Here is a 19,282-nt window from a genome sequence, read left to right as displayed (position 1 = left end):
CCCACGCGGCAATGCGGTCGCGTAGATCGTGTAGGGCTGGGATGTCACGGCGAGAACGGAAAGGCTTGACCTTCTCGCCCTCGGCCCGGCGCCGCATGCGGATCACGACCGACCGGTCCATGACCGTGTCGGGCAGGTCGCCGATTCCCGCGATGGCCGCCATGGCGAAGGTGGCGAAGCGGTGCGGGGTGTGGGCGTTGCCGACGACGCGGGTCACGTAACGGCCCCGCTGGTGACCGGCGTTGAGCAGGCCGCGCGTCTCCTCGTTCTTCTCCGCGACCTTCGGGCCGAAGATGGTGTCCGCCTCGTCCACCAGGAGCGTGGGCGGGTTGTCCTCGTTGATCGACCGGAAGATGGCCGCCGGTGTGGTGTTGATGGTGAGCATCGGTTCGTGGACCGTCTCGGTCAGCACGTCGAGGAGACGCGACTTGCCGCACCTCTTCGCCGGTCCCACCACCGCCAGCCGAGGGGCGTGCTGCCACGCGGGCTGCAGGTGCGTCGCCGCCACCCACAAGGTGATCGCGTCCAGCGCCTCCGGCGAGGGAGGGATCACGAACTGGGCTATCCGTGCGCGCAGTTCGTCCAGCAGCTTCGAGCCGTAGGTCGGTTCCGTGTCGGGTATCTCCACGAGTTCGCTCGGCGTCCCCGCCTCGTCGGCGCTACGGGCGTCCGCATCACCGCTGGGGCTCGGATCGGCGCGGTCAGCCTGCGTGGCGCGCAGGTGTGCGCCGGGTCGGCCGGGGATGGCCGCTGCGGGCCAGATGGCCTGCGCGGGGGCGGAATAGGGCTCGGGGTTCTCGGGTTGCACTCGGCAGCTCCTCGTCTGGCGGTGGCGGGCTCGCACGCCCTTGCCGCCGGGTCGGTTCTTCCAGGGCCGTTCGGGGTTGCTCGGGCCTCCGGCGTTGCACCGCCGGGGGCCCACCCCTTTCTCGCGGGCGCCAGGCCATCGCGAGGGAACACGGACCGTACGTCCACGCCCGGCAACAGTCCAGCGCTTCTGTGTCAGCTCAGCGCAGAATGGTCTGCTACGGTCCCCCGCTCTCACGCGGCCAAGCCCAGCAAGGCCAACAGGTCTGCAGTCACCACCCGGTAGGCATTGCCCAACCGCAGCACCTTGCACGGGTACTGGCCGCGCTTCGCCAGCTCGTACCCCTTGCTCCGCCCGAGCCCCAACGCCCGGTTGCCCGTCTCCAGGTCAACAGCGGCGGGAAGCTCCAGCAGCTCCTCGCGGCTCATGCCCTTCACCCGGCCGCCGGCTTCGTTCTCACGCATACGCGCTCCATCCATGCCTGAGCCCTCGGCGAACACGACGATCGCGCTCGTCTCCAGGCCATGGAATCAACGCTAGGCAAGCTAATGTGTCTTCATGACACAATGCCGTTCCGACCATAGATACGAGAAGGACACCGAGGTCGACGACCTCGAATGGGAGGACCACGTCATGGCCACCGTGGCCGGCGAGGTCCGCAGACGGCGGAAGGAACTGCGGTGGAGCGCACAGGATCTGGCCGACAGGTGCGAGGAGATCGGCTACCCGATCCCCCGCAACGTGATCGCCAACATGGAATCCGGCCGCCGCGCCGTCCTCCCCCTGGTCGAGGTCATGGTCCTCGCGAAAGCCCTGCACATGTCCCCGATCGGCCTGCTGTACCCGGTCGGTTACGTCGCCGAGGTCCGCCAACTCCCCTACGAGGACCCGCGACCGACCTGGGACGCGTTGCAGTGGTTCACCGGCAACTCACCCGCCGAGGGCGCCACCGACTACATGCTCGACCACTTCCTGGTGCACGACCTCGAACTCCGCTCGGCCCTGGCCGCCGTGGAGAGCGAGGACTACGAACGCTGGAAGGTCAGGACCGCCGCGAACCGCGTCCAACGGGAAGCTGCCGAGCGCGCGTTGGCCCGATACGCCGACCAGGCAGCCGAAGCCAAGCGCGAGCTGCTCCATCACCGCGAAGCCATCCGCGAAGGCGGCGGCACCCCACCGCACCTGCCCTCGCAGCTCGCCGACATCGACCCGCCCGATACCGACCCCACCGAGGAGAACGATCTTTGAAGGGTTCCACCCACCGCCGCTGCTACTGCCGCGACGCCCACACCGGCAAACCGCTCGGCAAGAAGTGCCCGAAGCTCTCCAACCGCAAGCACGGCTCATACTCCATACGCCAGGAGCTCCCACCCCGCGAAGACGGCACCCGTCGCTCCTTCAGCCGCGCCGGCTACGACTCCCTCAAGGCGGCCCAGGCCGACCTCGACCACGTCCGCGCCCTGCTCGGCCTCGCCGACACCGACGACGCGGAGGGCCTGGCCCAGATCGCCGACTTGCTGGAGAAGGTGGCCGACGAGAAGGCACCGCTGCCGGACATCGAGGCGACCCGCAGGCGCCTCAGCCACGGCCTGGACCTGACGAGCCGACTCACGGTCGGCCAGTGGCTGGACATGTGGCTGGCGGGCAAGAAGGGGCGGCAGAGCGCCATCAGCCGCGACGAGAGCAACATCCGGGTGCACCTGAAACCGAGGATCGGGCACCTCCGGCTCGATCGCCTCCGGGTCAGCCACCTGTCGGAGATGTTCGAGGCCATCGCCGAGGCCAACGTCGAGATCGCCGAGGGCAACGCAGCCCGCCGCAAGGCCTTCGAGGACCTTGCCCAGATCCCCTGGAAGGGGCGCGAGCACCGTGCCCGCCGCAAGGCGATGAAGGCGGCCATCGCAGAAATGGAGCCGTACCGCCGCATCGTCGGACCAGCCACGCGCCAGCGCGTCCGCTCCACGCTGCGGGCTGCGCTGAACGCCGCGATCGCCCAGCAGCTCATCACCTTCAACCCGGCCGCCCATGTCGAGTTGGGGGCGGGCAAGCGACCCGAGCGCATCCTCCACTGGAAGCGCACCGGTGAGAAGCCGTCGCCGGTGATGGCCTGGACGTCGGAGCACACCGGGCTCTTCCTCGACCACGTTGCGGAGGACCGCCTGTACGCCCTGTTCCACCTGATCGCGTTCCGCGGGCTGCGGCGGGGTGAGGCGTGCGGGCAGAAGTGGACCGACACCAACCTGGACGCCGGTCTTATCACCGTTGCCAAGCAACTCGTCGTGGACGGCTGGGAGGTGTACGAGGACGACCTCAAGACCGACGCTGGCGCGCAGACCATCGCGCTCGACTCCGATACGGTCCAGGCCCTCAGGCGGCACCGCGCCCAGCAGGACAAGGGCCGTAAGGAGTGGGAGAACGCCTGGGTGGGGACCGGACGCGTCTTCACCCGGAGAACGGCGAGCTGCTCCACCCCGCCAACGTCACACGGCGGTTCATCGAGCTGTACGAGGAGATCGACCTGCCGCCGGTCCGGCTCCGCGACCTACGCCACGGTGCTGCGACCCTCGCCCACGCGGCCGGGGCCGCCCTGAAGGGCATCCAGGAGATGCTCGGCCACTCCTCGATCACCATCACGGCCGACACGTACACCAGCCTGCTCCCCGAAGCGGACCTGGCGATCGCCGAGGCCGCAGCCCGGCTCGTTCCACGTGCCCGCGCGACCTCAGAAAACACCGCCTCCGAAGCGGTGGAAGAGCCCGACGACGCGAAGCATCCCGACCCGGAGCCCGTGCCGGATGATGCTGATCCGTTGGGAGGAATTTTGGAGATCGACTCTCCGTCCGCTCACGCAAACGGCCCCGGACGAGGAGTCCGAGGCCGAGTAGAAGCCCTCCCTAGGGGAGAAACCCCAGGTCAGGGCGGTGATGCGTGGTGCCCCCGGCAGGATTCGAACCTGCGACACCCGCTTTAGGAGAGCGGTGCTCTATCCCCTGAGCTACGAGGGCGTGGGACGGGGACAGCTTAGCGGATCGGGTCAGTGCGGGGGGTGCCAGCCGAGGGTGGGGGCCAGGTGGGTGGCGATGTCGGTCAGGATCTGGACGTAGTCGGCGTGGTCGAAGGTGAAGGGGAGGGGGAAGACCACCTCCTCGACCTGCTGGAAGGCCGGGTCGGCGTGGAGTTGTTCGGCGATGCGGGAGGAGGGGCCGACGAGGTCGGGGGCATACATCATCCGGCGGGGGCCGTGGGTCGTGGTGGTGCGGGGGAGGCGCTCGGCGGCGTACGCCTCGTACTTCGCGCGCTGTTCCGGCGAGGCCGTGTCGGTCGGGATCACCACGAGGCCCTGGGAGACGCGGGCGCGGTCGCCGGCCGGGTGGTGGGCGCGAAAACGGCGGATGTGGGAGAGCTGGATCGCGGCGAAGTCCTCGGACTCCTCGGCCTTCACGACATTGCTGGTCAGCAGGTTCATGCCCTGCTCGCCCGCCCACTGCGCCGAGCCGAGGCTGCCGCCGCCGTACCACATGCGGTCGGCGAGCCCGGGGGAGTGGGGCTGGACGTGGGCGGAGAAGACCTCGATGCCCTCGGTGCCGCTGAAGTCGCTGGCCGGTGCGCCGCGTACGAGGTCGAGGAGGCGCCGTACGCGCCGGTGGCTGAAGTCCTCGGCGTCGGCCGTGTCCGGGTAGAGCGCGTCCCGTACGCGGTCGAAGTGCATCGGCGGGCCGACGCTGACGCCCGGGTTGAGGCGCCCGCCGGACAGCACGTCCACGGTCGCCAGGTCCTCGGCGAGCCGCAGCGGGTTCTCCCAGCCGAGGGGGATGACGGCCGTGCCCAGCGCGATGCGGGTCGTGCGCTGGGTCGCGGCGGCGAGGACGGCGACGGGGGAGGAGATGCCGTGCTGGAGGTGGCGGTGGCGGACCCAGGCGCTGTCGAAGCCGAGCTGCTCGCCCAGTTCGATGATGCTCAGCACCGACTCGTGGCCGCCGCGCGGGGCGGCGGGGTCGAAGAGGCCGATCGTCAGGAACCCCAGGCGGCGCAGGGGTCGGGAGTGCGGTGGCACGGGGGCTCCTCGGTCGTCCGTCGGGCGGGGCCCGGCCCGGTGCCGGGGCGGCTCGATTCTGGCAGCCGAATGTTGCGGGAACGCGTGCCGCGACGAGGAGTTGGCAGGTGGCGGGCGGGGTGGGCGAAAAAGCGGGTTTCCTGGCGCGAGTTCGCGGAACCCGTAGAACAACGGAGAAAGCAAGCCCCATCCGGCCGATGCAGTCGCCGGGTGACCACCTTGGAGGTCAACCATGCTGAAGGCCATCGGAGATGTGTTCCGCCAGATCGGTGGCGCCATCGCCACCGTCGTCACACTGCCGTTCCGCGCGGTGGGCCGGCTGTTCGGCGGCGCGTCGAGCTCGGCACACGGGCACCACTGAGTCTCCGTACACACTGTGAACCCGCCCCGGTGGCGATCGACCCGTCACCGGGGCGGTGACGTGCCCGCGCGCGGGCGGCCGGTCGTGCCTCAGGGCCCGACCGGCTCCCGCCATGCCGGGCGCACGACGGGCCCGGCGTCCGGCAGCGGGATCTCCGGCAGGGGCGAGAAGCCGTGCCGGACGTTGAGGCCGAGGAGCCGGGCCGAACTGGACTCGGCGTACGTGCCGACCCCGTCGAGGTCCGCCCGCTCCAGCACCCCGCGCAGCAGCGCCCCGCCTATGCCGCGCCCCTGACGGCCGGGGCGTACGGCGCAGTACGCCACGTGGTAGTGCGCCGGCGCGTACGGATGCCGGCCCGCCAGGGTGTCGAACGCCGTGACCGCGCGCTCCGCGTACGGCCCCACCGCCGCCTCCAGGCGCGCCGCGAACCGCGCCGCCCGGTCGGCGGGCGGACGGGGCGGGCCCGGCGGGACGTACAGCAGCACGCCGTCCGCCGTGCCGTCGTCGTCGGACACCAGCGTCTCGCCGTGGGCCGCGAGGTGTTCCGCGAACAGGACGTCGAACAGGGCGGGCAGCAGCGTCCTGCGGCGGCGTTCCTCGGGGAAGATCCAGCGCATGACAGGCTCCGCCTGGAACGCCTGGGACAGCAGCTCGATCACCACGGGCCAAGCCTCCCCCCGCCCGCGCCCGGACAGGCCGGCGCGGCGCCCCGTTCACCGCATCGGGTGAAGATGGGGGCGTGGACCGAGACGCGGCCATGGTGGGGCACTGGACCAGCGAACCGTTCGACTACGGCGCGATGGAGAGCAGCGCTCTCGCCCTCCTGCCCGACGGCGGGGGCTGGACCGTGTACGCGTCCGTGTCGGGGACGCTGAGCGTCACGCGTTTCCTGTGGGGCTGCCCGCGCGCGGGTGTGCTGGAGCTGCGGATGACGCGGATCGTGGAGGGGACCCGGGCCAGCAGGGACGACGGTGGGTTCGCGACGGTGGAGACGGACGAGTCGTGCGACGAAGCGCTGCGCACCGGGTACGCGTTCGACAGGGTGCGGGGCGGGGACGGCGCGGTGGTGGAGGCGGTGCGTTTCGAGGAGCCGGTGGAGTACTGCGTGCTGTACGCGCGGGGTGACCGTCGCGTCACGGCGGACCAGGACCCGTCGTGGTCAGTCGTCGGACGCGACCTGCCGTAGCGTGCGGCCGGTGCGCGCGGAGCGTGCGCGGACCGGGTCGGGCGTGCCGTGGTCCGAGGCGTGGCTGTCGTCGCGCTTGACCAGCAGCCATGCCTCGCCCTTGCCCTGCCGGAAGCGGGTCAGCGCGTAACCGCCGCGCAGCTTGCGCCCGTTCAGCTCGAACGACAGGTGCCCCCGGCGCAGCGCGTCCGCGACGGACGAGCCGCGCTCCTGGTGCCACGTGCCCTCGTCCCAGATGATGACGGTGCCCGCGCCGTACTGGCCCTCGGCGATGGTGCCCTCGAAGTCGCGGTAGTCCAGCGGGTGGTCCTCGGTGGGCATGGCGAGGCGCTTGTCGTGCGGGTCGGTGGACGGGCCCTTGGGGACGGCCCACGACTTGAGGACGCCGTCCGCTTCGAGGCGGAAGTCGAAGTGCATGCGGCTGGCGTCGTGGATCTGCACGACGAAACGGGGCTCGCCGCCGTCCGCCGAGCCGCCGCCCGGCTCGCGGGTGCGGTCGAAGTCGCGCTTGCGCCGGTACTCGGACAGCTCCCCGCCGCCGTCGTCGTCCTGACGGCCGCCCTTCGCGTGTCCCTGCGCGCTCACCCCTCCATGCTGGCACCGGCCCGCCGGGTCCGCACGCCCGCACGCCCGCGCGGCGGGCGGGGCGGGCCGGGGCGGCGGATGATGGCCGCATGGCGCGGCAGGAGCGGGACCACGGGGCGGGGGTCGCCGTACGGGAGCCGGCGGGGCGCCGGGTGCTGGGCGCGGCCGTGTTCGGCTCGGGCATGGCCATGCTGGACGGGACCATCGTCACGGTCGCGCTGCCCCGTATCGGCGCCGATCTGGACGTGCCGCTGTCCGACCTCCAGTGGACGCTCAACGCTTACATGCTGACGCTTGCCGGGCTGATCCTGCTCGGCGGCGGCCTGGGGGACCGCTATGGGCGGCGCCGGGTGTTCGTGATCGGCGTCGTCTGGTTCACCCTGGCGTCGCTGCTGTGCGGCATCGCCCCGAACGGGAACGCCCTGATCGCCGCGCGTGCCCTCCAGGGGGTGGGTGGCGCGCTGCTCACGCCGGGGTCGCTGGCGCTGATCCAGGCGACGTTCCGTCCGGGGGAGCGCGCCAAGGCGGTCGGCCTGTGGTCGGGGCTGGGCGGGGTGGCGACGGCGTGCGGGCCGTTCCTGGGCGGCTGGCTGGTGGACGGGCCGGGCTGGCGGTGGATCTTCTTCATCAACGTGCCGTTCGCGCTGGTCGTGCTCCTGCTGACGCGCGGGGTGCCCGAGAGCCGTGACTGGGACGCGTCGGGGCGCTTCGACGTGCTGGGCGCCGCGCTGGCCGCCCTCGCGCTGGGCGGCGTCACGTACGCGCTGATCCAGCGGACGGTGTGGGTGGCGGCGGTCGGTGTGGTGGTCGGCGCGCTGTTCGTCCTGCGTGAACGGCGCGCGCCCCGGCCGATGCTCCCCCTGGACGTCTTCCGCTCCCGCCTCTTCACCGCGGCCAACCTGGTCACCCTGTGCCTGTACGCGGCGATCGGCGGTGTCTTCTTCCTGCTGCCGACACAGCTCCAGAACGGCCTCGGCTACTCGGCGCTCACCGCCGGGGTCGCCACCCTCCCGACGACCCTGCTGATGACCGCGCTCTCCGGGCCCGCCGGTGCCCTGGCCCAGCGCATCGGCCCACGCCTGCCCATGACGGTCGGTCCGCTGATCGCCGCCGCCGGACTGCTCCTGCTGCACCGCGTCCACCCCGGCGGCTCGTACTGGACGACGATCCTCCCGGGCGTCGTCGTGCAGGGCCTCGGCATGAGCCTGTTTGTCGCACCCTTGACCGCTACGGTCCTCGCCTCCCTGGAGGACCGGCGCGCCGGGGTGGCCAGCGGGGTGAACAACGCCGCCGCGCGCGTCGCCCAGTTGTTCGCCGTCGCGGCGCTCCCGCTGGTGATCGGCCTGTCCACCGACGACTACCGGGACGCGGGCGCGGTGGACGCCGCTTTCGGCCGGGCGGTGCTGGTCTGCGCGGGGCTGATGGCGGTGGGCGCGCTGGTGTCCTGGTTCACCGTGCCGGGGGAACTGGTGCAGGCGGAGAAGGGCCGCCCGGACGGCGGCCGCCAGGGTGGCGAACGCCCCGCCGCGCCGCAGTGCCGCACGCACTGCGCCGTCTCCTCGCCCCCGCTGGAACCCGGCCCGCACCACGACCGCGCGCGCTGACCCCGTAGGCCCCGGCGGGAGGCCCGTATTCGCGTCGCACTCCTGCGCGAGCGGGGCGATAGTGGGGCCATGACATCCTCGCCGGGGCTGTGGTCGCGGAACTTCGCCCTCTTCTTCACGGCGCGCACCGTCGCCAAGCTCGGCGACATGATGCTGCCCGTCGCCCTGGCGGCCGGGCTGGTGGCGCAGGGCGGCGGGGCCGGCTCGGTGGGCGCGGCGCTGGCGTCGTTCACCGCCTGCTTCGCGGGGTTCGTCGTCTTCGGCGGGGTGATCGCGGACCGGTTCGAGACGCGGCGGCTGATGATCGGCGCGGACGTGGTGCGCGTCGTCACCCAGTCGGTGACGGCGTGGCTGTTCTTCGCGGGGCAGGCGCAGCTGTGGCAGCTGTGCGTCTTCGGTGCGGTGAACGGGATCAGCGCGGCGATGTTCCAGCCGGGCGTGGCGAGCACTGTGCCTCGTATAGCGGAGGACGTGCAGGGAGCGAACGGGGCGGTGCGGACCGCCGAGTCGGCGATGGCGGTCCTCGGCCCGGCGACGGCGGGCACGCTCGTCGGTGTCACGTCACCCGGCGGGGTGTTCGCCGTGCACGCCTGCACGTATCTCGTCAGTGCCCTGTGCCTGCTGCTGCTCCGGCTCCCGGCGCAGCAGCGCGGTGAGCGGGGCACCGGCACGTTCCGCGCCGACCTGGTGGAGGGCTGGCAGGAGTTCCGGGCCAGGACGTGGATGTGGGGCGTCATCCTCATCTGGATGCTGCTGATGCTGATGGCCTGGGGACCGGCCGTCCCGCTGGTCGCGACCCTGATGATCGGCGAGCACGGCGAGGGCGCGTACGGCCTGGTGAACTCGGCGCTCGGCGCGGGCATGGCCCTGGGCGGGCTGCTGGCCATGCGGTTCCGGCCGCGCTATCCGCTGCGTGTGGGGGCCGTGGTGCTGTTCGGGTACTGCCTCCAGCCGCTGACGGTGGGCGCGGGCATGCCGCTGCCGGTCGTCATGGGGGGTTTCGTCATAGCCGGGGCCGGCATGGCGTTCTGGGGCGTCATGTGGGCCACGTCGGTGCAGACACAGGTGCCGGGCGCGGTGCTGAACCGCATCCACGCGTACGAGGTCGCCGGTTCCCTGGTGATGATGCCCGTCGGCCAGGCCCTGGCCGGGCCCGCTGCGGGGGTGTTCGGTGCGGACGAGGTACTGCTCGCCGGGGCTGTGGCGTGCGTCGTGGGGCCCGCGACACTGCTGGCCGTCCCCGCCATCCGGCGGCTGCCGCGCGTCAGCGGCAGCAGGCGTCACCCGGTGCCGGTTCCGTCGCAGCGGCGGGTGGTCAGCAGCGCCGAGGGCGAGCAGCGCGGGTGAGGACGTCGGGGTCAGCCGCGCAGCGGGCAGGGCAGGCGGGGATCGGTGTGGTGGGGCGAGCGGCCGATGACGTCCGGCGTGAGGTACCCGGTCCCGCGCAGGTACCAGCCCGCGTGCACGTCGCCGCCCCAGGCGAGCGCCCGTGCCGCCTCCCGGCCGAACCAGTCGGCCGCCGCGTCCGGCGCGCCGAGGGTACGGGCCACGGCGCCGGAGGGCCGCAGCAGCCAGTCGCTGATCCGCAGGGGTGTGCACGGGTCGGCGAGGAAACCGGGCGAGGGCGGCGTGCCGGGTGCGGCGGCGGGGCGCCGGTCGGCCTCCTGGCCGAAGACGCGGTGTTCGCCCTGCCAGTGGTAGGCGTGGAAGTGCGCGGGCGGCATGTCCCTTCAGGCCGGCCGCGCGCGCCCGGGGCTGGAGAGCCGGAACAGAGACGGCCGCCCGGTCGTTACCGCCACACAGCCGAGGAAAGGTGAGGACCATGGACGCGCTGTACACCGCCGTCGCCACCGCGAACGGCCGCGAGGGCCGCGCCGTCTCGTCCGACGGGCAGCTCGACGTCGGCCTGGCGCTGCCGCCCGCGCTCGGCGGCGACGGCCGCGGGACCAACCCGGAGCAGCTCTTCGCCGCCGGGTACGCCGCCTGTTTCGCGAGCGCGCTCGCGGGGGTGGGGCGCCGGGAGAAGATCGACACGGGGGACGTGTCCATCACCGCCGAGGTGGAGATCGGGCAGGACGACGCCGGGTTCGCCCTTGCCGTGACCCTGCGCGCGGAGCTGCCGGACCACCTCTCGGGCGCGGAGGGCGAGCGGCTGGTCCGGCAGGCGCACGAGGTCTGCCCCTACTCGCGCGCGACACGGGGCAACGTGCCGGTGACCCTCGTGGTCGAGTAGCGCGCCGGGGCGGGCCGCGGCGGGTGGGCGGCGGGCGCGCGGGCGCTTCCCGCCTGGGCCGCCGGACCGGGGCGGCCCTCCGACGGCGATCCGGTTGGGAAGGACCGCCGCGTGCTCGGCTCGCACGCCGACGCGGACGACGCGGTCCAGGAGGCGTGGCTGCGCCTGTCCCGCCAGGACGCGGGCGCCTTCGACAACCTCGGCGGCCGGCTGACCACCGTGGTCGGCCGCATCAGCCTCGATCTCCTGCGCTCGGGCCGCACGCGGCCGACGGTTTCCCTCGACGACCAGCCGTCCGGGGGAGGGTCGCGTCACCGGGATCACCGCCGTGGTCGATCCGGCCGAACTCGCCCTCATCAGCCTGCCCGACGCGGTGTGACCGCCCACCGCCCGGCGGCACGCCGGCCGACCGGAACGGGCGACGGGCGTCAAACGCGCAGGCGCCCCCGCCCCCCGTCCCCCAGGTGTTCGACTCCCGCCGCGCCCCCGCTGCCCGTCGCCGCGCGGGCTGTCCGGGCCGCACCCCGCGCCCGCGCCTGCCCGACTCACTCCCGTCACACGGCCCGCCCACCGCCACCACCGCCCCGTACAACCCCACCACCCACGGCCACCCCGCCCGACGGGCGCCGCCACGCACCGCACCCCGGGCCCACCACTCCCCGCCGCAGGTCAACGCCGCCATGACCGGCCCCCGCACCCGACACCCGCGGCGCATCACCCCGTACGCTCCGTCCGCCGCCCCCAGGCCAACCGGCCCGTTCCCCCTCGGTACCACCCGCCGCACCCGGCCCCGCGCACCCGCCGCCCGTTCCCCGGCGGCCACCCCATGACGCCCGGCTCCCGCGCCCCGGCCCCCGCCCGTGGCAGCCGGTGCGCGTCCCGCCCCTTCATCCTGGCGTGACGGCCACCGCGCAGCCGGGGACTTGCCGCGCAGCGGAAGGAGACACGTTCATGCCGATCGTCACCGCCGGGAACGCCCGGGTCCACTACACGGTCACCGGCACCGGGCCGCCCCTCGTGCTCGTCCACGGCACGGGCGCGCTCGGCGCGGAGGGCACCTGGAGCGGGATCGCCCCCGCCCTCGCCGACCGGCGCACCGTGATCGCGCCCGACCTGTCGGGCACCGGCAGGACCGAGGACGACGGGGCGCCGCTCACCGTCGAGGGGCTCGCCGCCCAGGTGGCGGCCGTCATCGGGCACGCGGCAGCCGGCCCGGCCGCCGTGCTCGGCTACTCGCTCGGCGCACCCGTCGCCGCCGCGCTGGCCGCGCTGCGTCCCGACCTGGTGGCCAGCCTGATCACCGTCGCCGGGTGGGCGCACACGGAGGGGGACGCGTACCTCAGCAACGAGTTCGCGCTGTGGCGATTTCTGGGGGACCTGGACGCCGAGGCGTTCGGCCGCTGCGTCACCATGACGGGCTTCAGCCGCGGTTTCCTCTGCGCGCTCGGCCACGACGAGGTGGAACGGCTCGTCCGCGCCATGCCGCCGACGCCGGGGACGCTGCGGCACGTGGACCTCGACCGGCGCATGGACATCCGCGCGCTGCTGCCCCGCGTACGCGCCCGCACCCTGGTGATCGGCTGCGCGCAGGACGCGACCGTGCCGGTGGAGCACAGCCGCGCGCTGCACGCCGCCATCGCGGGGGCGCAGTACGCGGAGATCGACGCGGGGCACGCCGTGTTCTTCGAGCAGCCGGAGGAGTTCGTCAAGCTGGTGCGGGACTTCGTGCCCGCGTCCTGACGCCGCCGCCCGCGGCCCCGCCCCGCCGCCGCCCGCCGTCAGACCGCCGGTTCCGCGGTCTCCGACTCGGTCATGACGGTGTCCCCGAGGATCGTCGCGTGTTCCAGGACGTCTTCGAGCGGGTCGTCGATCTGCCCGGTCCCGATGAGCGCGAAGCGCGGTCCGATGCGGGTGTCGCCGGCGTAGTGCTCGTCGGCCGCCGCGGCGCCCGCGCCCAGGGCCGCCGCACCCGCCGTCGCGAGGGCCAGCAGCGGCAGTCGTGCCGGCAGTCGTGTCCAGAGGGTCCGGTTGCTGGTGCTGTGCATGTCCACGCCTTTCCGACGCCCCCGCACCGCGCGGGAGTTCGGTCTGCTCATCAGGTGGGCGTCCAGAAGGTTACGGTTTCACCAGGTCGTATTACCGTGCGTCAGGTGACTACTGCATCCCGCCCCCGCCCGCGCGTGACCGTGGCCGTCCCCCTCCTGCTGGCCGCCGCCCTGCTGGCCGCCTGCGACCAGGCACCCGAACTGCCCGGCACCGACCCCGCACCGCCGTCCGCGACCGGAGGCGGCGGCACCACCGCGGGCACCACCCTCCCCGGCCTCCCCGAACCGGCCGAGGCCCGCGCACTCCTCGACGGCCTCACGGTCGCCGACGCCGGCTCGATGAGCGGCTACTCCCGCGACCGCTTCCCCCACTGGACCGAACGCGACGGCTGCACGGTCCGCCAGCTCGTCCTCGAACGGGACGGCGAGGACGTGACCGCGGACGACGACTGCCGGCCCGCCTCCGGGACATGGACCAGCGCCTACGACGGCGAGACGTTCACGGAGGCAGGCGACCTCGACATCGACCACATGGTGCCGCTCGCCAACGCCTGGCGCTCCGGCGCCGACGAGTGGACCGACGACGAGCGCGAGGCGTTCGCCAACGACCTCGACGCCCCGCAGCTCCTCGCCGTCAGCGCCGCGAGCAACCGGTCCAAGGGTGACCAGGGGCCCGACGAATGGCTGCCGCCCGCCGAGGACTTCCACTGCACCTACGCCGTGGCCTGGACGGCGGTGAAGGACACGTACGGCCTCACCGTCACCGCCGCGGAACGCGACACCCTCGCCGGACTCCTCGACGGCTGCGCCTGACCGCGCGCGGGGGCGGGGACGGGGCGGGAGCCGGGGAAACCCGTTTCGCACCACGGAACGCGGCGTTATGATCCCGCTGTTCACGTTTTCGGGTGCGACGGCCCGCCGGCCGTCCCCGCGCGGTCCCGTCCCCCCGCCCGGCCGGCACACGGGCCGCACCGGGAGCCGAGGAGGCAGCGGTGGATCTGTCCAGCGCGCACAGTTACCGGCTCGACTGGATCACCAGCTTCGTCGCCGTCGCCAGGCACGGCGGCTTCTCCGCCGCGGCCAAGGCCCTCTACCGGTCGCAGCCCCGCGTCAGCAGCCATGTCGGGGAGCTGGAACACGTCCTCGGCGCCCGCCTGTTCGACCGCTCGGTCCAGCCGGTCGCGCTCACCCCCGAGGGGCGGGCGCTGCTGCCGCACGCCGAGGAGATCATCGCGCGCCTCGCTGTGTTCGCCGAGGTGGCGGGCGGCGCGGACGGGGCGCTCCGCGGCGAGGTGCGGATCGGGATGTACCCGAGCGCCGCCGCGTACGCCTACCCGCCCCTCGTACGCGCCCTGCGCCGGCGCGCGCCGACCGTGCGCACCACCCTGGCCGAGGGCCCCGCGCTCTCGCTGGAGAGCGGGCTGTCGGACGGCGAGATCGACCTGGCGCTGCGGCCGGTCCTCCCGCTGGTCCGCGACGACCGGCTGACGTACCGGCGGCTGTGGAGCGAACCGCTCGTCGCCGTCGTGCCGCACGGCCATCCGCTGGCCGGGCGCGGGCCGGTGACGCTGGCGCGGCTCGCGGCGTTCCCGCTGGTCACGATGGGGGAGCCGGCCGAGGGAGCGCCCCGGCAGTTCGAGACGAACCTCGCGTTCGCCGAGGCGGGCGTCCGGCCCGAGATCGCCTTCGAGACGACCCAGCCGCAGACCCTCGCCGCCCTGGTCAGGGGCGGGCTCGGCATCGGCTTCACCAACGCGCTCGCCATGACCACGGCGAACTGCGAGGGCGTCGAGCTGCTGCCCGTCGCCGAGCGCCACATCCGGCGGCACGTCGCCGTCTGGTGGCGCGCCGACCGGCCCGAGTCCCCGCTGCTGCCGCTCGTGCGGGACGTGATCGCCGGGCTGCCCGCGCCCCGGCTGGCCGAGGTCGCCGACCCGTACGACCCCTACGACCCGTACGACCCCTACGGCACGGCGGACGCCGTGGCCTGACGCCCGGGGTATCGCGACAACGGATGGCCCCCATTCGGGTACGCCCCACCGCGGCACCGGGCACCGCGCGACCAGTCCCCAGGCGGCGTACCCGGGGTTACGGTGACAGCCCCGCGCCGAAGGAACCGCATGACCGCATCACACGAGCCGCCGCCCCCCGCCGCCCCCCGCAGCGCCGCCTGGTTCGGCACCGAGGGGCGCAACGGCTTCATCCACCGCTCCTGGCTGCGCAACCAGGGCCACGGCCCCGAGGTCTTCGACGGACGCCCCGTCATCGGCATCGGCAACAGCTGGTCGGAGCTGACGCCGTGCAACGCCCACCTGCGCGACCTCGCCGAGGCCGTCAAGCGCGGGGTGTGGCAGGCCGGCGGCTTCCCGCTCGAATTCCCCGTCATGTCGCTCGGCGAGCCGCTGATGCGCCCGACGACCATGCTCTACCGCAACCTCCTCGCCATGGAGACCGAGGAGACGCTCCGCGCCAACCCGCTCGACGGCGTCGTCCTCCTCTCCGGCTGCGACAAGACGACGCCCGCGATGCTGATGGGCGCCGCCAGCGTCGGCCTGCCCACGCTGATGGTGACCGGCGGGCCGATGCTGAACGGCAAGTTCCAGGGCCGCGACATCGGTTCGGGCACGGACGTGTGGCGGCTGAGCGAGGAGGTGCGCGCGGGCCGCATGTCGCCCGCCGACCTGACCGACGCCGAGGCGTGCATGTCCCGCAGCAGCGGCCACTGCATGACGATGGGCACCGCCTCGACCATGGCGTGCATCGTCGAGGCGCTCGGCGTCCAGCTGTCCGGCGGCGCCGCGATCCCGGCCGTGGACGCGCGGCGGCGCGCGATCGCCCAGGAGTCGGGGCGGCGGATCGTGGCGATGGTCGGGGAGGACCTGCGGCCGTCCGCGCTGCTGACGCGCGAGGCGTTCGAGAACGCGATCCGCGTCAACGCCGCGCTCGGCGGCTCCACGAACGCCGTCGTCCACCTGCTCGCCCTCGCCGGGCGCGCCGGGGTCCCGCTCGCGCTGGACGACTTCGACCGGCTCGCCGCCGACGTGCCGGTCCTGGTGGACCTGATGCCGTCCGGGCGCTTCCTGATGGAGGACTTCTACTACGCGGGCGGGCTGCCCGTCGTCCTGCGCGAACTCGATCGCATGGGCCTGCTGCACGGGGACGCGATGACCGGCGGCGGCCGCACGGTCGGCGAGGAGGTCGCGGGGGCGCGCTGCTGGAACCGGGAGGTCATCCGCACGGCGGAGGAACCGTTCCGCCCCGCCGGGGAGGGGACCGTCGTGCTGCGCGGCAGCCTCTGCCCGGACGGCGCCGTCCTCAAGGTCTCGGCCGCCTCGCCCGGACTGCTGCGGCACCGGGGCCGGGCACTCGTCTTCGACCGCGTCGAGGACTACATCGCGGCGGCCGACGACCCCGGCCTGCCGGTGGACCCCTCGACGGTGATCGTCGTGCGCGGCGCCGGGCCGCGCGGCTACCCGGGCTTCCCCGAGGTGGGGAACGTGCCGGTGCCGAAGGTGTTGCTGGAGGCGGGCGTCGAGGACGTGCTGCGCATCAGCGACGCGCGCATGAGCGGCACGGGGTACGGCACGTGCGTCCTGCACGTCGCGCCCGAGGCGGCGGTCGGCGGACCGCTGGCGCTGGTGCGGACGGGCGACTGGATCGAGCTCGACGTCGCCGCCCGGCGCCTCGACCTCGCCGTGGAACCGGCGGAACTGGCCGCACGCACCCCGGCACCGGTGGCCACGGAGATCCCCGCGCGCGGCTGGGCGCGGCTGTACGTGGAGCACGTCCAGCAGGCGGACGCGGGCGCCGACCTGGACTTCCTCACCGGCGGCAGCGGGGCCGCCGTGCCCCGGCACTCGCACTGACCGCACGGGTCACAGGAGGGCCGGTCACAGGGGCGTGCGGTAGTTCTCCGCCTTGTCGAGCGTCGCGGTGAAGCGCGCCCACTGCTCAGCGCCTTCCGCCGTGGGGCCCACGGTGAAGTCCTCCGGGTCGAGGAAGTCGAGCCGTTCGCGTGTGGCGGGATCGAGGTCCCGCCACGCCGCTTCGTCCTGCGGTGACCGAGCCACAGTTGTCGCACACCCAGATGTTGTTGTCCACGCATCGCCTGCCGCCCCCGACCTGCCCCGTTACGGACAGCGGCCGTGGGAGAGACCGACTGTAGCGTGCCGCGCGGGGGCGCGGCAGCCCCTGACGCCGCGCGGTGACGCGTACGCCCGCGCGGCGTCAGGGGTGGTGCGTACCGATCAGGCCACGCGGGTCAGCCGTTCGCCGACGGCGGGTTCCGCCAGGTCGCCGACGAGGGCGACCGGCACCTCGGTGCCCGCGACCGTCAGCGTCCCGACCTCCGTGCCCGCCGCCGCGCTGCCCGGCACGCCGTCCTCGGCCGGGGTGAGCGTCAGGTCCACGCTCATCCCGTCCCAGCCGACGGCCGTCACGTCCTCGGTGACGGCGACGGGTGTCCGGCCGCCGAGCCCGTCGTCCACATAGCCGACGACATCACCCGCCGACAGGATCGTTTCGGTCCGCAACTGTTCCTGCGCGAAACGGATCAGGGTGTCGCTGGCCGCGATCGCCCCGTCGAGTATGGAGTTGTTGAGCGGGTCCTGGTCCACGACGGCGCCGACGATGAGGCGGTGCTCGTCCTCGCCGACCGGCTGCTCGACGGCGAACAGCAGGTTGCCGCCCGCCGCGGTCGTCGTGCCGGTCTTGATGCCGACGACGTGGTTCATCGGCACGAGGCCGTTCCAGTTGTAGTGCAGCTCGTCGTACATGTCCGTGTACGAGGGCTGGCGCGCGATCTCCCGGAAGATCCCGTCCCGCATCGCGGCCTCGCCGAGGATCACCTGGTCCGCCGCCGTGCTGACCGTGGTGTCCTCCAGGCCGCTCGGGTCGGTGTACGTGGTGTTCTCCATGCCGAGTTCGCGGGCGGTCTCGTTCATCTTCTCGACGAACGCCTCCTCGGACCCGGCGTCCCAGCGGGCGAGCAGGCGCGCCACGTTGTTCGCCGACGCGATCAGCAACGACTGGATCGCCTCGTACTCGGTGATCTCGTCACCGGCCTGCACATCGACGGTGGACTCGTTCTGCGCGCTGAGACCGCTGTCCTCCTCGGCCTGCTGGTCGATGGGGATCAGCTCCCCGAGCCCGGCCTCGTCGGTGATGGGGTGGTCGCGCAGGATGATGTAGGCCGTCATCACCTTGGCCACCGAGGCTATGGGCGTCGGCTCCTGCGCGCCCGACGAGCCGAACGAGCCGATTCCCGCCACCTCCAGATGCGCCTGGCCGGAGGAGGGCCAGGGCACGTCAGGCGCGCCGCCGTCGAACGTGAACGTCTCCGCGGCCGTCAGCCGCAGCTCCGGATCGGGCAGCGGGCGCAGGAACTGCGCGACCGCGACCGCGATCACCAGCAGCAGGACGACCGGCGTCCAGATCTTCACCCGCCGGGCGGCGGTGCGCAGGGGCGTGGGCGGGGGCGGCGGCCGGTTGGTCAGGGCGGCGAGCAGCTCCAGCGGGTCCTTGGGCTCCTCGGCGGGTGCGTCCGCCGACTTCAGCGGGACGTACGTGCTGGCCGGGGGCTCGGTCGTCCCGGTTGCCGAGGGCGGCAGCCGGAGCGACGTGGTCCTCCGGTCGGCGGGCGGCTCGTCCGCTTCCTCCGGTGCGCCCTCCTCCCCGGTGGCCGAGGACGGCAGCCGCAGGGAGGTCGTCTTCCGGTCGGCCGGGGGCTCCTCCGCCGTGTCGGCCGGGACGCGGAGCGCCGTGGTCGGCTGGTCCACCCGCTTCCCCGGCAGGGCGAACATGGCCGTCGGCTGGTCGACGGGACGCCCGTCCCCCTCGCCGTCGTCCTCCTCCGGCTGTCCGGCCTCCCCCCGGGGCTTCTCGCCGGGTTCTTCCTCCGACGCCTCCGCCGCCTCGCCATCGGCCTGCCCGGAGGCCTCCTCCGAGTCCTCGTCCTCGTCCTCCTCGGGCTCGGGGCCGCTCTCCGCCGCCATGGGAACGCGCGGATCGCGCGGGGCGGGGAGCTTCAGGGCCGTGGTGGCCTGTTCGGCCTCCTTGCCCGCCTGCCCGGCGCCGCCACGGTCCGCGCCGTCCGCGCCGTCCGGGGCGGAGAACGCCCGGCCGGCGGGCGCCGCCTCCTCCTCGGCGCCGCCCTCGCCCTTCCCGGCGTCACCAGCGCCGACCGTGCTGTGTGCACTGTCCGTGCTGTCCGCGTCGGCGTCCCCCGCCGTGGCGTCGGACTCCCCGGTGTCCACCGGCTCCTCGGCCTGCCCGGTCTCCGCGGTGCCCGTCGTCTCCGGGCTCTCCGCGTCACTACGGTCTTCCGCCGTGTCCACCCCTGTGCTGTCCTTCGTCACGCTCTCGTCCCCGGGAACCTCCGCACTCCGGGGAACCTCCAAGGCCCTCC

General features: G+C 73.6%; 19 protein-coding genes, 1 tRNA gene and 2 pseudogenes. 12 read left to right on the top strand and 10 right to left on the bottom strand.

The genetic code is table 11. The annotated features are described in order from the left end of the window. Both ACL02R_RS22920 and ACL02R_RS22915 read right to left on the bottom strand, forming a co-directional pair. Window positions 1–808, bottom strand: an 808-nt coding sequence (locus tag ACL02R_RS22920; protein ID WP_412798854.1) for a DUF3631 domain-containing protein, incomplete at its 3' end; no start/stop codon positions are given. Window positions 809–1,041: 233 nt separating this feature from the next. Beyond that, window positions 1,042–1,272 (bottom strand): hypothetical protein, encoded by a 231-nt coding sequence (locus ACL02R_RS22915; RefSeq protein ID WP_383449456.1) that lies wholly within the window; start codon window positions 1,270–1,272, stop codon window positions 1,042–1,044. A gap of 94 nt (window positions 1,273–1,366) precedes the next feature. Between ACL02R_RS22915 and ACL02R_RS22910 the strand changes: the two genes are divergently transcribed. Together ACL02R_RS22910 and xerC are read left to right on the top strand one after the other, a co-directional pair. Continuing rightward, entirely contained in the window at window positions 1,367–2,056 is a 690-nt protein-coding gene (locus tag ACL02R_RS22910; protein ID WP_412798853.1) for a helix-turn-helix domain-containing protein, read from the top strand. Further along, window positions 2,053–3,566: pseudogene (xerC, locus tag ACL02R_RS22905) on the top strand (tyrosine recombinase XerC); the annotation flags it as partial. The gene ACL02R_RS22910 and the pseudogene xerC, both read left to right, overlap by 4 nt. 171 nt (window positions 3,567–3,737) lie before the next feature. Here xerC and ACL02R_RS22900 read toward each other — a convergent pair. Continuing rightward, window positions 3,738–3,813: transfer RNA gene (locus ACL02R_RS22900), tRNA-Arg, on the bottom strand. Between the two features lie 29 nt (window positions 3,814–3,842). Continuing rightward, window positions 3,843–4,862 carry an LLM class flavin-dependent oxidoreductase gene (locus ACL02R_RS22895; protein WP_412798852.1) on the bottom strand — a complete coding sequence of 340 codons (1,020 nt, stop codon included), beginning with the start codon at window positions 4,860–4,862 and terminating at the stop codon, window positions 3,843–3,845. Between the two features lie 232 nt (window positions 4,863–5,094). On the opposite strand from ACL02R_RS22895, the gene ACL02R_RS22890 reads away from it, so the two are divergent. Further along, entirely contained in the window at window positions 5,095–5,223 is a 129-nt protein-coding gene (locus tag ACL02R_RS22890; protein ID WP_412798851.1) for an LPFR motif small protein, read from the top strand. A gap of 89 nt (window positions 5,224–5,312) precedes the next feature. On the opposite strand, the gene ACL02R_RS22885 is transcribed toward ACL02R_RS22890, so the two are convergent. After that, a complete protein-coding gene (locus tag ACL02R_RS22885) occupies window positions 5,313–5,885 on the bottom strand; it encodes a GNAT family N-acetyltransferase (protein WP_362958404.1) in 573 nt (190 codons plus the stop codon). A 77-nt stretch (window positions 5,886–5,962) separates the two neighbouring features. On the opposite strand from ACL02R_RS22885, the gene ACL02R_RS22880 reads away from it, so the two are divergent. Further along, window positions 5,963–6,409: a hypothetical protein gene (locus ACL02R_RS22880; protein WP_412798850.1), complete on the top strand. Its 447-nt coding sequence runs from the start codon at window positions 5,963–5,965 to the stop codon at window positions 6,407–6,409. Here ACL02R_RS22880 and ACL02R_RS22875 read toward each other — a convergent pair. After that, a complete protein-coding gene (locus tag ACL02R_RS22875; protein WP_412798849.1) occupies window positions 6,383–6,994 on the bottom strand; it encodes a DNA polymerase ligase N-terminal domain-containing protein in 612 nt (203 codons plus the stop codon). The genes ACL02R_RS22880 and ACL02R_RS22875 overlap by 27 nt on opposite strands. A gap of 89 nt (window positions 6,995–7,083) precedes the next feature. On the opposite strand from ACL02R_RS22875, the gene ACL02R_RS22870 reads away from it, so the two are divergent. Together ACL02R_RS22870 and ACL02R_RS22865 are read left to right on the top strand one after the other, a co-directional pair. Next, window positions 7,084–8,598, top strand: coding sequence for an MFS transporter (locus ACL02R_RS22870; protein WP_412798848.1), 1,515 nt, complete (start codon window positions 7,084–7,086; stop codon window positions 8,596–8,598). Window positions 8,599–8,667: 69 nt separating this feature from the next. Further along, the gene (locus tag ACL02R_RS22865; protein WP_412798847.1) at window positions 8,668–9,945 is read left to right on the top strand and encodes an MFS transporter; all 1,278 of its coding nucleotides are present in this window, start codon (window positions 8,668–8,670) and stop codon (window positions 9,943–9,945) included. An 11-nt stretch (window positions 9,946–9,956) separates the two neighbouring features. On the opposite strand, the gene ACL02R_RS22860 is transcribed toward ACL02R_RS22865, so the two are convergent. Further along, window positions 9,957–10,322: a hypothetical protein gene (locus tag ACL02R_RS22860; RefSeq protein ID WP_412798846.1), complete on the bottom strand. Its 366-nt coding sequence runs from the start codon at window positions 10,320–10,322 to the stop codon at window positions 9,957–9,959. A gap of 98 nt (window positions 10,323–10,420) precedes the next feature. Between ACL02R_RS22860 and ACL02R_RS22855 the strand changes: the two genes are divergently transcribed. The 3 genes and pseudogenes from ACL02R_RS22855 to ACL02R_RS22845 all read left to right on the top strand — a co-directional run bounded on the left by ACL02R_RS22855 (window position 10,421) and on the right by ACL02R_RS22845 (window position 12,571). Further along, window positions 10,421–10,831, top strand: a complete 411-nt coding sequence (locus tag ACL02R_RS22855; protein WP_412798845.1) for an organic hydroperoxide resistance protein — start codon at window positions 10,421–10,423, stop codon at window positions 10,829–10,831. A 108-nt stretch (window positions 10,832–10,939) separates the two neighbouring features. Then, window positions 10,940–11,122 (top strand): annotated as a pseudogene (locus ACL02R_RS22850) (RNA polymerase subunit sigma-70); the annotation flags it as partial. 660 nt (window positions 11,123–11,782) lie between these two features. Continuing rightward, window positions 11,783–12,571 (top strand): alpha/beta fold hydrolase, encoded by a 789-nt coding sequence (locus ACL02R_RS22845; protein ID WP_412798844.1) that lies wholly within the window; start codon window positions 11,783–11,785, stop codon window positions 12,569–12,571. A 38-nt stretch (window positions 12,572–12,609) separates the two neighbouring features. On the opposite strand, the gene ACL02R_RS22840 is transcribed toward ACL02R_RS22845, so the two are convergent. Further along, entirely contained in the window at window positions 12,610–12,876 is a 267-nt protein-coding gene (locus ACL02R_RS22840; protein ID WP_412798843.1) for a hypothetical protein, read from the bottom strand. Window positions 12,877–12,981: 105 nt separating this feature from the next. Between ACL02R_RS22840 and ACL02R_RS22835 the strand changes: the two genes are divergently transcribed. From ACL02R_RS22835 to ACL02R_RS22825, 3 genes are all read left to right on the top strand, one after another. After that, the gene (locus ACL02R_RS22835) at window positions 12,982–13,689 is read left to right on the top strand and encodes an HNH endonuclease family protein (protein ID WP_412798842.1); all 708 of its coding nucleotides are present in this window, start codon (window positions 12,982–12,984) and stop codon (window positions 13,687–13,689) included. 179 nt (window positions 13,690–13,868) lie between these two features. Further along, window positions 13,869–14,867 carry a LysR family transcriptional regulator gene (locus ACL02R_RS22830; RefSeq protein WP_412798841.1) on the top strand — a complete coding sequence of 333 codons (999 nt, stop codon included), beginning with the start codon at window positions 13,869–13,871 and terminating at the stop codon, window positions 14,865–14,867. Between the two features lie 129 nt (window positions 14,868–14,996). Further along, entirely contained in the window at window positions 14,997–16,742 is a 1,746-nt protein-coding gene (locus tag ACL02R_RS22825) for an IlvD/Edd family dehydratase (protein WP_412798840.1), read from the top strand. Window positions 16,743–16,766: 24 nt separating this feature from the next. Here the strand turns inward: ACL02R_RS22825 and ACL02R_RS22820 are convergent, their stop codons facing one another. Both ACL02R_RS22820 and ACL02R_RS22815 read right to left on the bottom strand, forming a co-directional pair. Continuing rightward, window positions 16,767–16,946 (bottom strand): hypothetical protein, encoded by a 180-nt coding sequence (locus tag ACL02R_RS22820; protein WP_362958366.1) that lies wholly within the window; start codon window positions 16,944–16,946, stop codon window positions 16,767–16,769. Between the two features lie 177 nt (window positions 16,947–17,123). Next, window positions 17,124–19,232, bottom strand: coding sequence for a D-alanyl-D-alanine carboxypeptidase (locus ACL02R_RS22815; protein WP_412798839.1), 2,109 nt, complete (start codon window positions 19,230–19,232; stop codon window positions 17,124–17,126). Between the last annotated feature and the right edge of the window lie 50 nt (window positions 19,233–19,282).

The organism is Streptomyces sp. MS19 (assembly GCF_047200595.1).
Taxonomy (GTDB): domain Bacteria; phylum Actinomycetota; class Actinomycetes; order Streptomycetales; family Streptomycetaceae; genus Streptomyces.
Note: the sequence above shows the minus strand (reverse complement) of the source record. Positions and strands in the feature narration are given on the sequence as shown.